The 17747-nt window shown below is 70.8% G+C and carries 20 protein-coding genes, 1 tRNA gene and 1 pseudogene; 14 read left to right on the top strand and 8 right to left on the bottom strand.

Features of this window, described 5'->3' with window-relative positions:
- Positions 1 to 106 precede the first annotated feature (106 nt).
- Positions 107 to 727, bottom strand: a complete 621-nt coding sequence (locus tag EXW95_RS15105) for a nitroreductase family protein (RefSeq protein ID WP_062157617.1) — start codon at positions 725 to 727, stop codon at positions 107 to 109.
- An 87-nt stretch (positions 728 to 814) separates the two neighbouring features.
- Between EXW95_RS15105 and EXW95_RS15100 the strand changes: the two are divergent.
- The 4 genes and pseudogenes from EXW95_RS15100 to EXW95_RS15085 all read left to right on the top strand — a co-directional run.
- Positions 815 to 1129: pseudogene (locus EXW95_RS15100) on the top strand (winged helix-turn-helix transcriptional regulator); the annotation flags it as partial.
- A gap of 61 nt (positions 1130 to 1190) precedes the next feature.
- On the top strand, positions 1191 to 1760 hold the full coding sequence (locus tag EXW95_RS15095) for a GrpB family protein (RefSeq protein ID WP_174368133.1): 570 nt from the start codon (positions 1191 to 1193) through the stop codon (positions 1758 to 1760).
- A 56-nt stretch (positions 1761 to 1816) separates the two neighbouring features.
- Positions 1817 to 2044, top strand: coding sequence for a hypothetical protein (locus EXW95_RS15090; RefSeq protein WP_174368132.1), 228 nt, complete (start codon positions 1817 to 1819; stop codon positions 2042 to 2044).
- A 42-nt stretch (positions 2045 to 2086) separates the two neighbouring features.
- Complete coding sequence (locus EXW95_RS15085) at positions 2087 to 2650, top strand: hypothetical protein (protein WP_174368131.1); 564 nt, start codon at positions 2087 to 2089, stop codon at positions 2648 to 2650.
- Between the two features lie 76 nt (positions 2651 to 2726).
- Here EXW95_RS15085 and EXW95_RS15080 read toward each other — a convergent pair whose 3' ends face one another.
- The 3 genes from EXW95_RS15080 to rplS form a co-directional block, all read right to left on the bottom strand.
- Entirely contained in the window at positions 2727 to 3962 is a 1236-nt protein-coding gene (locus EXW95_RS15080; RefSeq protein ID WP_174368130.1) for a hypothetical protein, read from the bottom strand.
- A gap of 321 nt (positions 3963 to 4283) precedes the next feature.
- Positions 4284 to 5060, bottom strand: coding sequence for an HAD hydrolase family protein (locus EXW95_RS15075; protein WP_174368129.1), 777 nt, complete (start codon positions 5058 to 5060; stop codon positions 4284 to 4286).
- 102 nt (positions 5061 to 5162) lie between these two features.
- Entirely contained in the window at positions 5163 to 5582 is a 420-nt protein-coding gene (rplS, locus tag EXW95_RS15070; RefSeq protein ID WP_174368128.1) for a 50S ribosomal protein L19, read from the bottom strand.
- Between the two features lie 218 nt (positions 5583 to 5800).
- On the opposite strand from rplS, the gene EXW95_RS15065 reads away from it, so the two are divergent.
- Positions 5801 to 6577 (top strand): hypothetical protein, encoded by a 777-nt coding sequence (locus EXW95_RS15065; RefSeq protein ID WP_174368127.1) that lies wholly within the window; start codon positions 5801 to 5803, stop codon positions 6575 to 6577.
- Between the two features lie 228 nt (positions 6578 to 6805).
- Here the strand turns inward: EXW95_RS15065 and EXW95_RS15060 are convergent, their stop codons facing one another.
- Positions 6806 to 7336 (bottom strand): GNAT family N-acetyltransferase, encoded by a 531-nt coding sequence (locus tag EXW95_RS15060; protein ID WP_174368126.1) that lies wholly within the window; start codon positions 7334 to 7336, stop codon positions 6806 to 6808.
- Positions 7337 to 7527: 191 nt separating this feature from the next.
- On the opposite strand from EXW95_RS15060, the gene lipB reads away from it, so the two are divergent.
- The 3 genes from lipB to EXW95_RS15045 all read left to right on the top strand — a co-directional run bounded on the left by lipB (position 7528) and on the right by EXW95_RS15045 (position 10208).
- A complete protein-coding gene (gene lipB, locus EXW95_RS15055; RefSeq protein WP_174368125.1) occupies positions 7528 to 8247 on the top strand; it encodes a lipoyl(octanoyl) transferase LipB in 720 nt (239 codons plus the stop codon).
- 4 nt (positions 8248 to 8251) lie between these two features.
- Positions 8252 to 9238 carry a lipoyl synthase gene (gene lipA, locus EXW95_RS15050; RefSeq protein WP_174368124.1) on the top strand — a complete coding sequence of 329 codons (987 nt, stop codon included), beginning with the start codon at positions 8252 to 8254 and terminating at the stop codon, positions 9236 to 9238.
- A gap of 103 nt (positions 9239 to 9341) precedes the next feature.
- Positions 9342 to 10208, top strand: coding sequence for a CBS domain-containing protein (locus EXW95_RS15045; protein ID WP_174368123.1), 867 nt, complete (start codon positions 9342 to 9344; stop codon positions 10206 to 10208).
- A gap of 51 nt (positions 10209 to 10259) precedes the next feature.
- Here the strand turns inward: EXW95_RS15045 and EXW95_RS15040 are convergent.
- A tRNA-Ile gene (locus tag EXW95_RS15040) sits at positions 10260 to 10336 on the bottom strand.
- A 95-nt stretch (positions 10337 to 10431) separates the two neighbouring features.
- Positions 10432 to 11562: a dGTP triphosphohydrolase gene (gene dgt / locus EXW95_RS15035; protein ID WP_174368122.1), complete on the bottom strand. Its 1131-nt coding sequence runs from the start codon at positions 11560 to 11562 to the stop codon at positions 10432 to 10434.
- Between the two features lie 50 nt (positions 11563 to 11612).
- Here dgt and EXW95_RS15030 point away from each other — a divergent pair, with 50 nt between their 5' ends.
- Positions 11613 to 12140: an NUDIX domain-containing protein gene (locus EXW95_RS15030; protein ID WP_174368121.1), complete on the top strand. Its 528-nt coding sequence runs from the start codon at positions 11613 to 11615 to the stop codon at positions 12138 to 12140.
- Complete coding sequence (ribF, locus tag EXW95_RS15025) at positions 12137 to 13033, top strand: riboflavin biosynthesis protein RibF (RefSeq protein WP_174368120.1); 897 nt, start codon at positions 12137 to 12139, stop codon at positions 13031 to 13033. Before EXW95_RS15030 ends, ribF begins: the two co-directional genes overlap by 4 nt.
- 185 nt (positions 13034 to 13218) lie before the next feature.
- On the opposite strand, the gene EXW95_RS15020 is transcribed toward ribF, so the two are convergent.
- Positions 13219 to 13770 (bottom strand): DUF6174 domain-containing protein, encoded by a 552-nt coding sequence (locus tag EXW95_RS15020; RefSeq protein WP_174368119.1) that lies wholly within the window; start codon positions 13768 to 13770, stop codon positions 13219 to 13221.
- A 96-nt stretch (positions 13771 to 13866) separates the two neighbouring features.
- Between EXW95_RS15020 and EXW95_RS15015 the strand changes: the two genes are divergently transcribed.
- From EXW95_RS15015 to EXW95_RS15000, 4 genes are all read left to right on the top strand, one after another.
- Positions 13867 to 14778 (top strand): 1,4-dihydroxy-6-naphthoate synthase, encoded by a 912-nt coding sequence (locus EXW95_RS15015; protein ID WP_174368118.1) that lies wholly within the window; start codon positions 13867 to 13869, stop codon positions 14776 to 14778.
- 323 nt (positions 14779 to 15101) lie between these two features.
- Complete coding sequence (locus EXW95_RS15010; RefSeq protein WP_174368117.1) at positions 15102 to 16040, top strand: ABC transporter ATP-binding protein; 939 nt, start codon at positions 15102 to 15104, stop codon at positions 16038 to 16040.
- Positions 16041 to 16068: 28 nt separating this feature from the next.
- Positions 16069 to 16860: an ABC transporter permease gene (locus EXW95_RS15005; protein ID WP_174368116.1), complete on the top strand. Its 792-nt coding sequence runs from the start codon at positions 16069 to 16071 to the stop codon at positions 16858 to 16860.
- 139 nt (positions 16861 to 16999) lie between these two features.
- Positions 17000 to 17566 (top strand): hypothetical protein, encoded by a 567-nt coding sequence (locus EXW95_RS15000; protein WP_174368115.1) that lies wholly within the window; start codon positions 17000 to 17002, stop codon positions 17564 to 17566.
- Positions 17567 to 17747 lie beyond the last annotated feature (181 nt).

Here is a 17747-nt window from a genome sequence, read left to right as displayed (position 1 = left end):
GTGCAGTACCTGCCTGGGGACAGGGGGAATGTGAAAAAACCGCCCCGGTGGGGGCGGCCTGAGGTCCGGTGTGCCCGCGCGCGCGGGCCCGACACCGGGAGGTGAATCAGTAGAACTTGGTGATGCGCTCGACGCTGTGGCGGTGGTGGGGGAAGCCGTCCTCGGCGCGCTTGCCGACCGGGAGCAGACCGGCGAACTGGACGTGCTCGGGCAGGCCGAGGATCTCCTTGACCTTGGCGGGGTCGAAGCCGAGCATGGGCACGGTGTCGTAGCCGAGGCCGCGGGCGGCGAGCATCAGGAAGCCGAAGGCGATGTTCGCCTGGCTCAGGCCCCACTGGCCGCGCTGGGCGACGGGCTGGGCGCCGAACACGCCGTCGAAGGTGTTGCGCTGGCCGGTACGGCCCGCTTCGCCCATGCCGGGGTGCGCGGTTTCCTCGACGGTGGCGAGGGTGTCTTCCATGTCGCTGTAGACGACGATGACGGCGGGGGCGTTCGTGACCTGGCCCTGGCCGTAGGCGGCGTCCTGGAGCTGCTGCTTGATGGCGGCGTCCTGCACGACGGCGAAGCGCCAGGTCTGGGCGTTCCAGGCGCTGGGGGCCAGGCTGGCGAGGCGCAGGATCTCGTGCAGGTCGTCCTGGTTCATGGGTTCCTGGACGTACTTGCGGATGCTGCGGCGGGTTTCGATGGCTTCCTTGATGTCGAGCACTTTGGGGGTCGTGGCAGTCATGCCGGAAGGTTAACCCCAGTGCTTTGAAAAGTCAAGCGGTGTGTCTTTCGTCATGATCTGGTCAGTCCCGCAGTGTAAACTCTGGGCATGAGCACTGAACACACTGGTTTCTGCCCGGTCTACCGGGCCATCGGGGTGTTGCAGGAGAAATGGGTGCTGCACATCGTCCGCGCCCTGCTGAACGGTGAAAAAGGGTTTAACGAACTCGCCCGCGCCGTCGGCGGCTGCAACAGCGCCACCCTCACGCAGCGCCTCGAACACCTCGAAACCCTGACGCTGATCACCAAACGCACCGAGGACAGCCACGGCAAACTCGCCCGCAGCGTCTACAGCCTCACCCCGGCTGGCCTGGAACTCCAGAGCGTCATCGACGCCATCGACGGCTGGGCCAAGACCCACCTGGGCGCCCCCCACCCCCGCACCGACCGAACCCTCGCCCTGCTGACCCCGTACGCTGAACGCCATGAAGGTCATCCGCGTCGTGCCGCCCGGTCCCCACTGGGCGGCACGTTTCCATACCCTGGCCGCCGCCATCCGCCCCCACCTGCCGCCCGGCGCGCACCTGCACCACATCGGCTCGACCGCCGTGCCCGGCCTGCCCGCCAAGGACGTGACCGACCTTCAGATCGGCCTGGGTGACCTGAACGCGGCGCCCGCCCTGCTGGACACCCTGGCGGCCCTGGGCTACGAGCCGCGCCCCGCCGTCACCTCGGATCACCTCCCGCCCGGGCTGAGCCTGGACCCCGCCGAGCTGCGCAAGGCGTACGCCAGCCGCGCCGGGCAGGTCCACGTGCATGTGCGCGAGGTGGGCCGCTTCAACCACCGCTACCCGCTGCTGATGCGCGACTTCCTGCGCGCTGCCCCACTCGCCGCCGCTGCGTACGGCGAGGTGAAGGTGCAGCTTGCCCGGCTGCACCCACGCGACGTGGACGCCTACTACGCCGTCAAGGACCCCGTCATGGACCTGATCATTGCCGGAGCGCAGGAGTGGGCGGCCCGCACCGGCTGGACGCTGCCCCCCAGCGACGCCTGAACGTGCCAGGATGCTCGGGCGCCCCTCCCCCACCCCGACGCGCGCCGGAGGCCCCCATGATCGCGTTCCTGATCTTCATCGTGCTGCCCGTCGTCCTGATCGTGCTGGCCCTGCGCATGAAACCCCTGATCCCCCCGGACGAGCGCACCCATGATCCGCTGGGGGCCAGCGGCGCAGCCGGGGGCATGTTCGGCTCGCACGGGCTGGAGGCCGACCCGGTCAGCGTCCGGGAGGACACCGAGCAGGTCCGCTTCGACCTGAGCGCCCTGCCCAAGCGTGAATGAACGCCGAACACCGCCCCGCCGCCCGGCCCGTACCCTGGAGGCATGAGCATCAAGGACAACTTCACGGCAGACGAGTGGTTCAAGGTCATGACCGGTCCCGGCCGGGCCGGCGCGGCGGTCGTCGCCGCCAGCCCCAGCGGCCTGACCGGACTGGTCGCCGAGGCGCAGGCCATCGGACAGGCAGTACGCGAGAGCGTCAGCGCGCAGAGCCGCACGCCGCTGCTGGAAGCCATGGCCGCCGACCTGCTGGGCACCGCGCCCGACCCGCAGGCCATGCCGCACCAGGAACGCGCCCGGAACATGGACGAGGCCCGCGCGCAGAGCCTGGAAGGCGTGCGTCAGGCCGCGTGGCTCGTGTCCGCCAAGGCCAGCCCCGAGGACGCCGCCGCTTACCGCGCCATGCTGATCAACGTGGCCGAACGCACCGCGGGCGCCGCGAAGGAAGGCGGCTTCCTCGGGATCGGCGGCGAGCAGGTGAACGACAGGGAACGCGCCGTGATCGAGGAACTGCGCGCCCTGCTGGGCCAGGGCGAGGCCCCCGCCACGGACGCCACCCCGTCCCCCCTGATCGCGCCCTCCCCGGACGGCAGCGGCAACAGCAACTGACTGTGCCGGGAGAGGTCGGCCCGTGGGGAACACCCGCAGGCCGACCTCTTCGTCGTCGGCCCGGACGCCGTCGGGGTCAGTCGCCGTCCGGGCCGAGGCGCCGGGAGCGGGTGTCGTCCACGCGGGTGGTCATCAGGTCACGGAAGGCCTGATCGTGCGGCACGCCCGCCTCGAACTGCGTGCCGGTGGAGGCCATCACGTGCGGGCGGCCGTCGCCGCGCAGGTACGCCGCGCCGCGCTCGCGGTGGCTGACGCGCCAGCGTTCCATGTCCTGCAGGCAGGCGCCGTACAGGTCGCGCGCGCGGCTGTCCCCCCAGGCCTGCACGGCGGCGCGCACGTCGCCGTGATGGGCGTCCCAGGCGCTCAGCAGGGCGCGCTGCCCGGGCGGCAGGTACGCGCGGGACGCGAGGAGCGCCGCGCCCAGCGGGCCGCTGAACGGCACGCCCAGCGTCAGGTCCGCGAACTGCGTGGCGCCCAGGTGCAGCCCGCTGGCGCCCTCGAGCAGCGTGCCGTGTTCGGTCAGGCCCCACCCGAAGGTGGGCTGGGTCAGCACGCGCCACAGGTCCGTGCGGATCACGTGGAAGCGCGTGAAGACGTTGATCTCGCGGGCCACGGCGCGGATCGCGTGGTGCAGGGCCTCCAGCGCGCCCGACAGCGCGTCCCGGTCGTGCTCGTGCGCGGCCTGCACGGCGTCCAGTCCGGCCACCAGGACGGCCTGCCCGCGCGCCTCGGCCAGCACGAAGGTCTGGATCCACAGGTCCAGTTGCTCGCCCGCCTCGCCCGACTGCCAGGACCGCGCGATGCGGACGTTCCCGGCGTGCAGGGTCGCCGCGTCGAACGGGGCGCCGGGCGCGGCGTCCGGGCTGCGCCAGTTGAGGTATTTCAGGGTGTACAGCGCCCCGCAGGGCGGCAGGCCCCGCGCGGCGCTCAGGTGCCGGAACAGGCCCGCCAGCGCGCCGGGAAAGTCCGGCACCTCGTGGAAGCGGTCCAGGTGGACGGGCACGGCGTCCCAACGGTACAGGTGCATCAGGATCGCCGTGACCGACAGCAGCGCGTCCCGCTCGTCCGGACTCAGGGCGTCGGCCTGCCGGGTCAGGTCGGCAGGCCAGGTGTGCGCGGCCTCGCGGATCATGGAGCGCACGCCGGTTGCAGCGTACGCGTCGGCCAGCGCGGGAATCAGGTCCGCCAGCGCACCGAACGGACCCGGCAGGGTCAGCAGTGGCGCGCGGGGCGGCAGGAACCCCGTGCGGCGCAGCCCCGCAGCCGCCGCCCACAGCGGCGCGGCGCGGCCGGTCACCGGGGCGGGGGTCAAGCGCTCACCGGGTCATACGGACTCCGGTTGAAAGGTTTGCAAAAACTTTCAACCCGAGCAGAGCGAGCAGGAGCGAAACGGGTTCCGGGCGTGGAGTTGGCAACCCGGTGCCCTGCCGGGTTGTGAACGAAACAAACGGAATCCGTATAAGGTCCGCTTCCGTCCCGGCGGTCCTGCGGGCCGCGCGCACGTCCGGGTTGCTCACGTCCGGGTTGCCTCTGCACAGCTTCACCTCCGGCGCGGCCACCCGCCGTTCCCTGACGTGGAACAGGGGTCAGGCCGCGTGCGTCACTGTAAACGGCACCCGCGCCGCCGCGAGGCTCAGGTGCCGCGCTGCCCCTGAAGCGTGAACAGACGCTCTGCCCGCAGGGCGCCCAGCAGCCCCGGCAGGTCCTGCGGGGCAGGGACGTGGTGCGTGGCGCCCGCCAGCGCCGGGTGGTTCCCGACCCGGATGAACGTCCCGGCGTGCGGCAGCATCGCGGCGTCCGCCGAGCCGTCCCCCGCCACGATGATCCGCCCGCGCGGCACGCCCAGCTGCGCGGCGAGCGCCTGCACTGCCGAGCCCTTGCAGGCGTCCGCGCGGACCAGCGCGAGGCGGTCGCGCCGCTCACGGATGACCTTCACGCCCGGCAGCAGCGACCACTGCGCCTGCACCTCGTCCAGGCGGGCGGCGTCGGGCTGCCCGTGCGCGAGTTTCAGGACGCCTCGCGCCTCGCGCCACTGCGCGGCAAAACTGGGATCGCTGCTGCGCAGCAGGTCACGGGGGTCCTCGGTCACGAGGATCGTCCCGCCCCCGGATGTGTTCAGCTCCCAGCGGTTCAGCCGGGCCATCGCCATCTGCAGGGTGGCGGGCGGCAGCGTGCGGCTCCAGCGGACGGTGTCGGCGGTCTGCAGCCACGCGCCGTAGCAGCGGGACACGGAGTGCAGCGGCCACCCGTTGATCAGCGGGGTCTTACCGCCCCGCGCCGTGATGACCGCCACGTGCGCGCCCGCCTCGGACCAACCGAGCAGTTCGGAGATCAGTCCCGGCGCGGGCTGCCCGGCGGCGTCGAGCAGGGTGCCGTCGAGGTCCAGGGCGAGCAGCGCGGTGGGGGTCACGCCCCCAGGGTAGCGGGTCGGGCGGGAGGCGTCTGTTAAAAAGGAGTGCGTATACAGGAGCGCGCCGCCCCGGGACTGGGGGCGGCGCGCTGGCGTGGGGGTTTACTCCGCGCTCTTGGCGGCGGCCTTCGCGGCGGCGTCCTTCATCACGCGGCTGCGGTCGCTCTTGATGCGGGCAGCCTTGCCGCGCAGTTCGCGCAGGTAGTACAGCTTGGCGCGGCGGACCTTGCCGCGCTCCAGCACGGCGATCTTGGCGACCAGGGGGCTGTTGAAGGGGAACACGCGCTCCACGCCTTCACCGAAGCTGATCTTGCGGACGGTGAAGCTCTTGCGGCTGCCCGCGCCGTTGATGGCGATGACGACGCCTTCGAAGGCCTGGTTGCGGGTGCGGTTGCCTTCGACGACCTTCGTTTCCACGCGGACGGTATCGCCGGGGCGGAATTCGGGCAGGTCGGCCTTCAGGTGGGGCTGCTCGACGGCGCGCAGGATGGCGCCACGGTTCACTTTGATTGCGTGCTGCATGGTTTGCTCCTTCGGGCAGCGGACCGTCCCACCGTCCCGCTGTCTGCGGGCAGAGACGTTCGTGCTCCTGATGAACTGGTCGCCTGGGCAGACGACCGAACTTTAGGAGTATACGGGGCGGCCCTGCTCGCGGCAAGTGCGGCAGTGGCGGGTGACCGGCGCCACGAATCGTCTTTACCTCACCTTCATGCGGGACAGAAACCCCGATCCTACTCCTCATGACCGGTCACGAAGGCAGCTCCCCGCAACTTGCCCAGGTGCAGGAGGCCTCCCTCGCGCAGCGCCGCCGCGTCGCCGAGGTCCGCGCGCGCCAGCACGTCGGCGCGGCCGGGTGGGCACAGAACGCCGCCCTGAACGCGATCATCCAGGCGGGCCGCGAGGGACTGGCCGCCACCGACGCGCTGCGCGACGTGCTGCACCTGACCTCCGCGCAGCTGCGGGACCTGCCCCTGAGCGACGAGCCGGGCCGTCAGGAGCACATCGGCGCGCTGCAACGCATCCTGGACAGCGGCGAGGCGCAGGTGTCCGCCGCGCAGACCCTGGACGCCCTGGTCACCGAGGCGCTCGACGAGGTGACCCGCCTGCCGGTCAGCGACGTGAGTGCCGCGCAACTGGACGCCCTTCGCCGCCGCGTCCGGCAGCAGGTGGACACCCTGGACCTGATCCTCCAGGCGGCCCGCGCGCAGACGACCACCCTGGAACAGCTGGGGGAACTGCAGCGCGTCAGCGAGGCCTTCCACGGACAGGTTGCCGGACTGCAGATCCTCAGCGCCAGCGAGGAAGCGCAGGTGCTGGGCGAGGCGGGCGAGCAGCTGGTGCACCGGCTGGGCAACCTGGAGGATTCCCCGCAGCAGCTGAGCGCCCTGACCCGCATCGGCGAGGCGGTCGCCGAGCAACTGGCAGACACCGGCGACGCGCCCGCCGCGCAGGCCGACGCGCTGGAGGACCTCGCCCGGCACATGGACGGGAAGGCGACCGAACTGCGCGAAGCCTGACCGCCCCAGACCGGAGGGGGACCGCTGCGTGATGGCAGGCGGTCCCCCTCCGGCATTCAGGCGGCGAGTCAAGTGATTCCACGTCATTTGGAGTCGCTCGGTGGCCCCCTCACCCTTCCGTCGCTTCGCTCCTCAGCTGCGCAGCTCTGCGAGTCCCTCCCTCTCCCACAGGGGGAGAGGGGACAACGGAACGCGGTCGCGTTGGAGGCGAGTCACTTCCATCCCGTATCAGGCTGGGGCGGTGGGCACCCAGAAGCGCAGGATGGGTTTGGGGTGGTCGGGCACCACGAACTGCCCTTCCAGCACGCCGCCGCATTTCTCGATGGTGCGGCGCGAGCCGGTGTTGTCCGCGTCGCAGGTCACGAGGGCCGACTCGATGCCCAGTTGCCGGGCGCGGCGCAGCGATCCGGCGAGGATGCGGGTGGCGTGCCCCTGGCGGCGGGCGGCGGGGCGGACCTCGTAGCCGATGTGACCGCCGAACTCACGCAGGCGAGGGTTCAGGGTGTGGCGGATGCTGGCGCGGCCCAGGTACGTGTCGCCGTCCACCAGCCACAGGTACTCGGAGTGCACGAAGCCCTCGGGGAGGGCGTGACCGGGTTCGAAGCGGCGCAGGTGCGCCAGGAAGGCCGGGAAGTCGCGGTCCATGTCGGCCACGTCGAAGCTGAGGGTGTCGCCCAGGCCGCTGCCGGTGGCCTGCGCCTCGCGCACGGCGTCCAGGAAGCTCGTCTTGAACTGTTCGTCGGGGGGCACCAGGTCCATGCCCCACCCTACGGCCCGGCCCCCGAGCCTGCCCTGAGCCAGATGGCGCAGCGCCCCAGCGGGGCGTCCGGGCCGTACGGACGGGCTCGACCAGCGCGGGGCGCAGGATTCACCACGCGGCGTGGTCAATACGGCGCAGACTCCCGCCCAGGGCACGTTAAAAGGCCCCCACGCGGACGTACAATCGCCGCATGACCGCCTCCCCCTTCGCCGTCCGGGACCTCGGCGTGACGCCGTACCGGGACGCCTGGGACCTCCAGAAAACCCTGCACGCGCAGGTGGCCGCCGGGGACGCCCCGCCCACCCTCCTGCTCGTGGAACACCCACCCGTCCTCACGCTGGGCCGCAAGGCGCGCGAGGGCACCAACATCATCGTCACCCGCGACTACCTGCGGCAGCAGGGCATCGAGGTGCTGGACGTCGAACGCGGCGGGGACGTCACGTACCACGGTCCCGGCCAGCTCGTCGCGTACGCCATCTTCCCCGTCGGCCGCCGGGTCGCGGACTTCCTGCGCCTCCTCGAACAGGCGACCATCACGGCCCTGCACGACCTGGGCCTGGAGGACGCCCGCCCCAACCCCGGCTACGCGGGCGTGTACGTCACCGAGAGAGACGTGAACGGCCTGACGTACGATCAGAAGATCGCGTCGTTCGGCGTCGCGGTGCAGCGGCACGTCGCCCTGCACGGCCTCGCGCTGAACGTGAACGCGAACCTGCAGCACTTCGACCTGATCGTCCCGTGCGGCCTGACGCAGACGCACATGACCAGCGTGCAGCGCGAGTACGACCTGCGCGGCCTGCACAGAACGGCCAGCATGACAGAGGCCAAAGACGCCCTGACGCGCGCCTTCCACACCACCTTCGCCCAGTACGACTGGACGCTGCCCACCCCCGCGGCAGCCGGGAGCTGAACCCATGACCCACGAGACCAAGGAACCCAAGTTCATCAAGAACGGCATCTACCGCAAGGACAGCGTCCCGGTCCGCGACAAGAAACCCGAGTGGCTGAAAGTCACCATCCCCACCGGGCAGGTCTTCACGGAAGTCCGCAAGATCGTCAAAGAACACCGCCTGCACACCGTGTGCGAGGAAGCCATGTGCCCCAACATCGGCGAATGCTGGAGCCGCGGCACCGCCACCTTCATGCTCATGGGCCACATCTGCACCCGCGCCTGCCGCTTCTGCGCCGTGGACACCGGCAACCCCATGGGCAAACTCGACCTCGACGAACCCCAGGGCGTCGCCGAGAGCGTGCGGCTCATGGGCCTGAAGTACGTCGTGCTGACCAGCGTGGACCGCGACGACCTGCCGGACGGCGGCGCGTACCACTTCGCCAAGACCGTCCAGGCCATCAAGAAACTCAACCCCGAAACGCGCGTCGAGGCCCTCACCCCCGACTTCGGCGGCAACACCCACTGCGTGGACCTGGTCCTCGACAGCGGCGTGGACACCTACGCGCAGAACCTCGAAACGGTCCGCCGCCTCACCCACCCCGTCCGCGACATCCGCGCCGACTACGACCAGACCCTGAAAGTCCTCGCGCATGCCAAGCAGGCCCGCCCGGACGTCATCACCAAGACCAGCATCATGCTCGGGCTGGGCGAAACCCGCGAGGAACTCCGCGAAACCATGCGCGACTGCCGCGACGCCGGCGTGGACGTCCTCACCTTCGGGCAGTACCTGCGCCCCACCATGCACCACCTGCCCGTCGAGCGCTACGTCTCCCCCGCCGAATTCGACGAGATCCGCGAGGAAGCCATGAGTCTCGGCTTCCTGGAAGTCGTCAGCGGCCCCCTGGTGCGCTCCTCCTACAAGGCCGAGCAGATCGTCATGGACCGCCCCGGCAACCTGCCCGAACACCTCGCGCACCTCGGCGAGGGCAGCGAACTCAGCCTGATCTGAACCCATCGCGTCAGCCCGCCGGTCGCCCCACGCGCCCCGGCGGGCTGAACCCGTAATGCCCCCGTAACGCGCCGGGCTGACCCTGTGGGCAGGAGGTTTCACCATGACCACCCCCCTGCTCGTGAAGGACGCCATGCACCCCCGCGCGGTCACACTCTCGACCCACAGCACCCTGACGGACGCCGTGGTCACCATGCAGGAACTGCGCGTCAAGCGCCTGCCCGTCGTACAGGACGGCCGCGTGGTGGGGATCGTCACGGACGGCGAGGTCTGCCGCGCGCTGCCCACCCTGACCGAGGGCCTGACCCCGTGGGCGTTCGCGGACCGCGTGGGGCGCGTGCGGGCGCGGGACATCATGCGACGCCCGGTGCTGACCGTCACGCCCGACGCGGCCCTGACCGCGGCACTGCGGATGATGCTGGACCGGCGCGTGGGTGGCCTGCCCGTCGTGGACGAGGACGGCGAACTGCGCGGCATGCTGACCCTGACCGACGTCCTGCGTGCCGAGGGCCGCGCCGCGCGCCTGCACTGGGGCGCGGTGGACCAGCACATGACCCGTGACGTCGTGACGGTCACGCCCGGCACGCCCGCCAGCGAGGCCGCCGCCACGCTGAAGGTCACGCGACTGCACGTCCTGCCAGTGGTGCAGGGCACCCAGTTGCGCGGCGTGCTGCACGAGAAGGACCTGCTGGCCGCCGTGGACCGCGCCGGGGCGACGCACGGCCCCACCGTCCTGGCCGATCAGTTCTTCCTGGGTGACCTCATGACCGCCGACCTGATGCGCCCCCCGACCGGGTACGTCACCGAGAGCGTTCCCATGCGGGACGCACTGACGCGCATGCTGGACCTGGACGTGCACGGCCTGCCGGTCATCACTCAGGACGGGGACCTGCTGGGCGTCGTGACGATCAGCGACGTGATCCGCACCGTGCTGGGCGAAAGCGTGGGCGCAGGCAGCGTGACCGCTTAGACCCACGCCCAGACAAAACGAAAGAACCCCGTCACTGACGGGGTTTCTCTTTGGTGCGGATGCCCAGACTTGAACTGGGGACCTCACGCTTATCAGGCGTGCGCTCTAACCAGCTGAGCTACACCCGCGCACCGGTTGTTCTTCGCGCTGTCCTCTCGGGCAGGCGGGCATAAATGTATCAGGGGGTCTTCACTCTGTCAACACCTGTTGTGGTCGGGGTGGGTCAGCGGGGCCAGAGGGCGGGGGTGCCTCCGGGGGTGATGCCAGCGTGCGTGTCCAGCGCGTAGCGGTCGGTCATGCCGCTGAGGTAGTCGCAGGTAGCGCGCGGCTGGCCTTCGCTGGCGGCCAGGGCGCGGTAGGTGGGGGGAAGCATGCTGGGGCGGTTCATCAGGGCGTGGTACAGGCCGTGGAGGACCTGGGTGGCCTGTTCGACCTGCATCTCGACGCGCCAGTGGCGGTAGAGGTTCTCGCGCAGGAAGGTGCCCGCATCGCGCAGCAGGTCGCGCATGTCGGGGCTGTAGGTGATGAGGCGGGTGGGCCAGGCGCGGACCTCGGCGGGGGTGGTGACGCCGCTGGCCGTGATGCTGGCGTGGCTGGCGTGCGTGAGGTCGCGGATCAGCCAGCCGAGCAGCTGGCGGTGCAGGGTGCGGCGGCCCTGTTCGCTCAGGTCGTGCCCGTGCAGTCCGGCGCGGCGGGTGAGTTCGGTCCACAGGGGCAGTTCGTTCAGCTGGTGGGGGGTGATGAGGCCGCTGCGCAGGCCGTCGTCGAGGTCGTGCGCGGTGTACGCGAGGGCGTCGGCGGCGTCCACGACCTGCGCTTCCAGGCTGGGCTGGCCCAGGCCCGCGCGGTGGTGTTTGTTCAGGCCGTCCAGGGTGTCGCGGGTGAGGTTCAGGCCGGGGTACTCGCTCTTGGGGTGTTCGAGCAGCGTGACGATCCGCCGCGCCTGGAGGTTGTGGTTGAAGCCGCCCTCGTCGGCCAGCAGCTGGTTCAGGACGCGTTCCCCGGCGTGCCCGAACGGCGGGTGCCCGAGGTCGTGGGCGAGGGCGATGGTCTCGGCGAGCGTTTCGTTCAGGCCGAGGCTCAGGGCGACGCTGCGGGCGACCTGCTGCACCTCCAGGGTGTGGGTCAGGCGGGTGCGGTAGTGGTCCCCGGCGGCCGAGAGGAACACCTGCGTCTTGGCCTCCAGGCGGCGGAAGGCGGTGGTGTGCAGCACCCGGTCGCGGTCCTTCTGGAAGGCGGTGCGGGTCTCGCTTTCGGCTTCTGCGTGTTCGCGTCCGCCGTGGTCGCGGCTGAGGGTGGCGGTGGGGGCCAGCGTGGCGGCCTCGCGCGCTTCCAGGTCGGGGCGGGTGAACATGCGCGCAGTCTATGACCGCGTGGGGGCGGGTGCATTACAGTTGCCGGAAGATGACCGGCGAGACGACAGGTGAGACGAGGGTGGTGTATGACGGGCGGATCGTGCGCCTGGAACTCCTGGACGGCAGGTGGGAGGTGGTGCGCCACGCGGACGCGGTGGCGGTCCTGGCCCTGAACGACGCCGGGGAGATGCTGCTGGTCCGCCAGGAGCGCCGCGCGGTGGGCGCGTTTACCGTAGAGGCCCCGGCCGGGCTGATCGATCCCGGCGAGACGCCCGAGCAGGCGGCGCGGCGTGAGTTGCAGGAGGAAGCGGGTCTGGACGGCGACGTGACGCTGTTCACGCGCTTCTATGCCAGCCCTGGGTTCTGCGACGAGTTCCTGTACGTGTTCGAGGCGACGAACCTCCGGGAGAGCAAGCTGCCGCACGACGAGGACGAGGAGGGGATCGAGGTGCTGTGGCTGCCGCCCGCGCAGGTGCTGGCGGGGCTGCGGGACGGGACGCTGATCGGGAGTGCGTCCACGGTCGCGGCGGCCCTGCACGCGGCGCAGCTGCTGGCGCTGCGCGGGGCGGGCGCGTGAAGACGTACGTGTCGCCCGGCCAGCGTCCGGACACCGCCACGGTGGTCGCGGTGGGGTCGTTCGACGGGGTGCACCTGGGGCATCAGGCGCTCATCGCGCAGCTGAAGGCCAAGGCGCGCGAGCACCGCGTGCCCAGCGTGGTGTACACCTTCGATCCGCCCACGCGGGTCCTGACGCAGGGTGTGGAGTTCCTGTCCACCCTCCCGGAGAAGCTGGACCTGCTGGCCCGCTACGGCGTGGACGAGACCATCGCGGCGTCGTTCACGCCGGAGTTCGCGTCCCGCCCGAAGGAGGCGTTCCTGGACGACCTGCGCCTGCTGCGCCCCCGCGCGATTGTCGTCGGTGAGGACTTCCACTTCGGGCGGGGCCGCGCCGGAAGTGCCGCCGACCTGCGGGAGGTCGCGCCGGAGGTCGTCGTGGTGCCCATCCACGGCCTGAGCGGCGAGGACATCAAGAGCACCCGCGTGCGCGAGTACCTCAAGAGCGGGGACGTGGACGGCGCGCGCCGCCTGCTGGGCCGCCATTACGACGCGCAGGGCGTCGTCGTGCAGGGCGACCAGCTGGGGCGCACCATCGGCTGGCCCACCGCGAACATCCGCGTGCCGGACGGTAAGGCGCTGCCGCTGGGCGTGTTCGCCGTGGTGGCCGTCGGGGATCACGGGCGCTGGCACGGCATGGCGAACGTCGGCTTCCGCCCCACCGTGAACGGCACCGACCGCCGCTTCGAGGTGCACCTGTTCGACTACAGCGGCGACCTGTACGGCCAGGAATTGCAGATCAAGTTCTTCACGCACCTGCGCGGCGAGCAGAAATTCAGCGGCCTGGACGAACTGAAAGCCCAGATCGCCCGCGACGCGCAGGCGGCCCGCGACGCCCTGAAAGACGTCCGGTAATCACCTCCTGCGCCGACTGACGGGTTCAGCCGACCGAGGGGTCTCTCTCTCAGCGGTTTCCAGTTCCATTGAAGGGCCAACGGCACGCCCTTCAACTCCACTTCCAACCGCTGGTGTTGACGGCTTCTCGCGCTGCTCGGTTCAGGGGTGTTGAGCAAACCACTCAACGCCTCTGAACACCGCGGTCAGTTCACGGTGAAGTTGCTGATGTTCCACTCGCCGAAGCCGTCGGCGATCCCCTCGTCGCCGAGGCCGGACGCGAAGCGGGTGGGGTAGCCGTAGGTGGGGTCGAAGTTCTGCCGGACGATGGGGCAGGGGGCCTTCGCCTGATCCCTGAGAGCGGCGGCCATCTCGTCGAAGCGGGCGTCCATGGTGCGGGCGGACAGGGCGGGGTTCACGGTGCCTTCCTGTCCGGGGGCCAGGGCGGTGCGGGTCACGCGGCCACCGCTGACGGTGACGCGGGTGCCGGGGAACAGGACAGGCGCGGCGATCTGGTTCACGTCGTAGGTGTAGTTCGCGGGGCGCTGGCTGGCCCACAGGGCGCGGGCCTGGGTCAGCTGGGCGTTCAGGGCCTTGAAGTCGGGGCGGACGTACCCGGCGCGGCAGCCAAAGGGGGCGGTGGTGGGCGCGCCAGTCTGGGGGCCGCTGCCGCCACCTGCGAGGGCCGCGCCGGTCACGGCGGTCAGCAGGCCGGTCAGGAGGACGCGCGGGACGGTGCGGCGGACGCTGGGGGTCATGGGGGCAGCGTACGGGCCGAAACTGACGGGCGGCTGAGAGGTGGGGGTGGTGAGGGTTGCGGTGCGCCGGGCCGGGTGGGGCGTACCCTGGGCGGCATGAGCACGGACGCCCTCTCCCCTGTTTCGTCCCCCGAGTCCCCTGTTTCTTCCCCCGGGTCCTCTGCCGAGCTGCCTGCGGTGGTGGACCTGGGGTACTCGTTCTGCCCGAACGACACGTTCATCTTTCACGCGCTGCACGCGGGGCTGGTGCGGGGGCCGCTGCCGGTGCGGGAGGTGCTGGAGGACGTGCAGACCCTGAACGAGTGGGCGGTGGCGGGGCGGTTGCCGATGACGAAGATCAGTTACCGCGCGTACTTCGAGGTGATGGACCGGTACGTGGCGCTGCGCGCGGGCGGGGCGCTGGGGCGGGGCGTGGGGCCGCTGGTCGTGACGCGCGGGGACGTGCAGGACCTGAACGGGCGGACGGTGGCGTCCCCGGGCGCGCTGACCACGGCGGAACTGCTGCTGCGGCTGGTGTTCCCGGGAGTGAACGTGGTGCGGATGCGCTACGACGAGGTGATGCCTGCCGTGCAGCGCGGCGAGCACGCGGGGCAGTCCATCGACGCGGGCCTGATCATTCACGAGTCGCGCTTCACCTTCCACGAGTACGGATTGACCCGCCTGCTGGACCTGGGCGCGTGGTGGGAAGGTGAGACGGGGCTCCCCCTCCCGCTGGGCGCGATCCTGGTGCGCCGCGACCTGCCGCAGGACGTGCAGCGCGGCCTGAACGCGGCGGTGCGGGCCAGCCTGGAGTACGCGTACGCGCACCCGGACGCAGCGCGCGCGTACATCCGCGAGCACGCGCTGGAGATGTCGGACGAGGTCATGCAGGCGCACATCGACCTGTACGTGAATCCCTTCAGTCTGGACGTGGGCGACGAGGGCGAGCGGGCCGTGCGGGAACTGCACCGCCGCGCGGTGGAGGTCGGCGCGACCCTCCCCGCGGTAGGGGCGCTGTTCGTCGAGTGAGACGGGCTCCGGTTGAATGGCTTGCAAAGCCGTTCAATCCGAGCGGATGCGAGAAGGAGCGAAGCGGGTTCCGGACGTGGGGTTGGCAGATCGGTGGTGTTCCGATCTGTGAACGAAACAGACGGGAACCGTATGAGACGGGCTCCGACCGACTGGTCGGCCAGAACCGTCGGGTCCGGGCGGATGCGACGCGCAGAGTTGCCGCGCAGATGAATCCCCCCTGAAGGGGGCCTGGCGGGTGGGGCGGCGTCGCGCGCCTGCCGGGCGGGCCGTGCGTGAGGAATCTTAGGACTTTCTGACCGCGTGTGGGGTAGGCTGTGCGGGTGACGAAGCAAGGTGCGCCAGCCGTCCCGGCGATCGAGGTCCGGGGGCTGTACAAGACATACGGTTCGAACGCCGTCCTGGAGGACGTGCACCTGACCGTGAAGCCCGGAGAGGTTTACGCCCTGACCGGCCCGAACGGCGCCGGGAAGACCACCCTGATCCGCACCATGACGGGCCTCGCCTTCCCCTCGGACGGCGAGGTCCGGCTGCTGGGGCGTGACGTGCACACCGACGGCCAGCGGGCCCGCGCGTACCTGGGCGCCGTCGTGGAGGCCCCCGCGAAGTTCTACCCGCAGTTCACGGGCACGCAGAACCTGCAGATTCACGCGAACCTGTCGGCCATGGCGCCCGGCGGGCGCCGGATCAGCCGCGACCGCATCCGCGAGGTGCTGGCCCTGCTGGAACTGACCCGCATGGCCGACCGGCGCGTCGGGGAGTTCTCGCTGGGGCAGCGGCAGCGGCTGGGCGTGGCGAGCGCCATGCTGGCCGAACCGAAGGTCCTGATCCTGGACGAACCGACCAGCGGCCTGGACCCGCTGGGCATCGGGCTGATCCACCGGATCGTGACCAGCCTCGCCACGAGCGGCTGCGCGGTCGTGCTGAGCACGCACCACCTGCGGGAGATCGCCACGTACGCGCACACGGTCGGCATCCTGACCGGCGGGCGACTGGTGGACACGGTGGACCTGCGCGCCCGGCAGGCCGCGTACCGCTTCCGGGTGGACGACCCGGTGGGCGCGGCGGCGGTGCTGGAACGCCTGCCGTTCGTGCGGCGCGTGAGCACCCGCACGCCGTACGCGATCGCGCACCTGGGCGGCGAGTCGCGCGTGCCGGACGCCCTGTCGCACCTGCACAACGAGGGCATCCGCGTGTTCGAGGCCAGCCCGGACCACTTCGACCTGTACGAGTACTACCGCGAACGCGTGGAGCAAGCATGACCACCATTCACCGCACCGGGGGACGCGCATGCTGACCCTGCTCAGCCTGGAATTCCGCAAACTGTTCGGCGCGCGCAGCGTCCGCCTGGCGCTGCTCGTCACGCTGCTGCTGCCGCTGCTGTGGGCGTTCGCGCCGCGCCTGGACCAGCTGTTCGCGCCGGGTCAGGCGGTCGCGCTGGTCAGCGGGTGGCAGCTGCCGTTCATCAGCATCTTCACCAGCATCCAGTTCCTGCTGCCGCTGTTCATCGCCGTGATGGCCGCCGAGATGATCGGCGCAGAGGTCGCGCACGGCACGCTGGCGCCGCTGCTGCTGCGTCCCGTGGACCGCACCCGCGTGATCCTCAGCAAGCTGATCGTGGCGATCTCGTACCCGTTCATCCTGCTGCTCGTGACGCTGCTCGGGTCGCTCATCGCGGGCCTGTCGCTGGGCTACGGGAACTTCCAGGGTGGCACCGGCCTGGGCGCCGGCGGCCTGGTGGGTGTCGGCACGCTGACCAGCGAGGCGGCGTTCGGGGAGGTCATGCGCGGCACGCTGCTCGCCGGGATCTCCCTGATGCCCATCGCGGCGCTGGCGCTGCTGTTCGGCATCCTGTACCTGAACACCGCCGCCGCCGCGCTGGCGACCTTCGCGACGCTGATCGTCATGCGGCTGTTCGTGGTGCTGCCCCAGGCGATCCAGCCGGTGCTGCTCACGAACTACTTCCAGCTGTTCCTGCCCAGCAACCAGGACACGCTGGGCAAGGACATCATCCTGCTGCTGATCTACACGGTGGGGTTCGGCCTGCTGAGCATCTTCGCGTTCGACCGCCGCGACGTATAACACACAGGCGCGCACGCGGGAGGGGGTCACGGTTCACGCCGCGGCCCCCTCTGCCCGTATGTCATTTCGGCGCGCTGGGACGGTCGGGCTGCGCTACAGTGCGCCGCGCCCGCCCGTGCGGGCCACGGAGGTTTCCTGTATGCGTCATCCTGCCCTGCTCCTGACCCTGGCCCTGTCCTTCACGTCCGCCGCGCACGCCGCGCCCGCGCAGCCAACCGTGCAACCCAGGGCGCAGCAGCTCGCGGTGTTCAAGGTCGCCGCGCTGGCGAGCGCGACCGTCACGCCCGCCACGCTGCGCGCCTCGGGCGTGACCGCCGAGACGATCACCATTCCCGCCGACTACCTGTACAAACGGGACCTGCGCGTGCGCGCCTACGACCTGGACGCGTTCCTGAAGGCGCGCATCCCGAATGTCGAGGAGCTGGCCGCGCAGGGCGCGCAGGTGATGTTCTGGTGCCGTGACGGGTACGCGCCCATGGCGAAACTCTCGGACCTGCTGGGTCGCGGCGGCCTGATCGCCGTGGCGGACGCCGACGCCCCGGATGGCATGCAGTGGCCGAACGCGCCGTACAAGACGTCCATCCTGACCGCGCCGGAGATCGGCAACTACGTCGTGTGGCGCGCCGCGCAGTTCCCCGCCAAACCGCAGCCGTGGGGCCTGGACACCATCTACGTCCTGCCCGCGGGCACCGCACTGAAGAAGTAACGCCTGCCCGGTCCGCCGCCCACGCGCATCCGCACGGGCGGCGGACATTCGTTCCGGCGGGCACAGCGGTTTCCAGTTCCGCCCGGGGGCGTACCCCTGGCCCCTGGGCTCCACTTCCAACCGCTGATGGAGACGGCCTCTCGCGCTGCTCGTTTCAGGGAGGCTGAGGGGGGTTCTCATA

Source organism: Deinococcus sp. JMULE3 (genome assembly GCF_013337115.1).
Classification (GTDB): Bacteria; Deinococcota; Deinococci; order Deinococcales; family Deinococcaceae; genus Deinococcus.
Note: the sequence above shows the minus strand (reverse complement) of the source record. Positions and strands in the feature narration are given on the sequence as shown.

Bases quoted from the DNA above. Each gene is read 5' to 3' on its own strand.
- lipB (WP_174368125.1), top strand. From the start codon at position 7,528: ATGACCGCCTCCCCCTTCGCCGTCCGGGACCTCGGCGTGACGCCGTAC.
- dgt (WP_174368122.1), bottom strand. From the start codon at position 11,562: ATGTTCACCCGCCCCGACCTGGAAGCGCGCGAGGCCGCCACGCTGGCC.
- EXW95_RS15060 (WP_174368126.1), bottom strand. From the start codon at position 7,336: ATGGACCTGGTGCCCCCCGACGAACAGTTCAAGACGAGCTTCCTGGAC.
- EXW95_RS15090 (WP_174368132.1), top strand. From the start codon at position 1,817: ATGATCGCGTTCCTGATCTTCATCGTGCTGCCCGTCGTCCTGATCGTG.
- EXW95_RS15000 (WP_174368115.1), top strand. From the start codon at position 17,000: ATGCGTCATCCTGCCCTGCTCCTGACCCTGGCCCTGTCCTTCACGTCC.
- EXW95_RS15030 (WP_174368121.1), top strand. From the start codon at position 11,613: ATGACCGGCGAGACGACAGGTGAGACGAGGGTGGTGTATGACGGGCGG.
- rplS (WP_174368128.1), bottom strand. From the start codon at position 5,582: ATGCAGCACGCAATCAAAGTGAACCGTGGCGCCATCCTGCGCGCCGTC.
- lipA (WP_174368124.1), top strand. From the start codon at position 8,252: ATGACCCACGAGACCAAGGAACCCAAGTTCATCAAGAACGGCATCTAC.
- EXW95_RS15005 (WP_174368116.1), top strand. From the start codon at position 16,069: ATGCTGACCCTGCTCAGCCTGGAATTCCGCAAACTGTTCGGCGCGCGC.
- EXW95_RS15065 (WP_174368127.1), top strand. From the start codon at position 5,801: ATGACCGGTCACGAAGGCAGCTCCCCGCAACTTGCCCAGGTGCAGGAG.
- EXW95_RS15105 (WP_062157617.1), bottom strand. From the start codon at position 727: ATGACTGCCACGACCCCCAAAGTGCTCGACATCAAGGAAGCCATCGAA.
- EXW95_RS15095 (WP_174368133.1), top strand. From the start codon at position 1,191: ATGAAGGTCATCCGCGTCGTGCCGCCCGGTCCCCACTGGGCGGCACGT.
- EXW95_RS15085 (WP_174368131.1), top strand. From the start codon at position 2,087: ATGAGCATCAAGGACAACTTCACGGCAGACGAGTGGTTCAAGGTCATG.
- EXW95_RS15045 (WP_174368123.1), top strand. From the start codon at position 9,342: ATGACCACCCCCCTGCTCGTGAAGGACGCCATGCACCCCCGCGCGGTC.
- EXW95_RS15015 (WP_174368118.1), top strand. From the start codon at position 13,867: ATGAGCACGGACGCCCTCTCCCCTGTTTCGTCCCCCGAGTCCCCTGTT.
- EXW95_RS15020 (WP_174368119.1), bottom strand. From the start codon at position 13,770: ATGACCCCCAGCGTCCGCCGCACCGTCCCGCGCGTCCTCCTGACCGGC.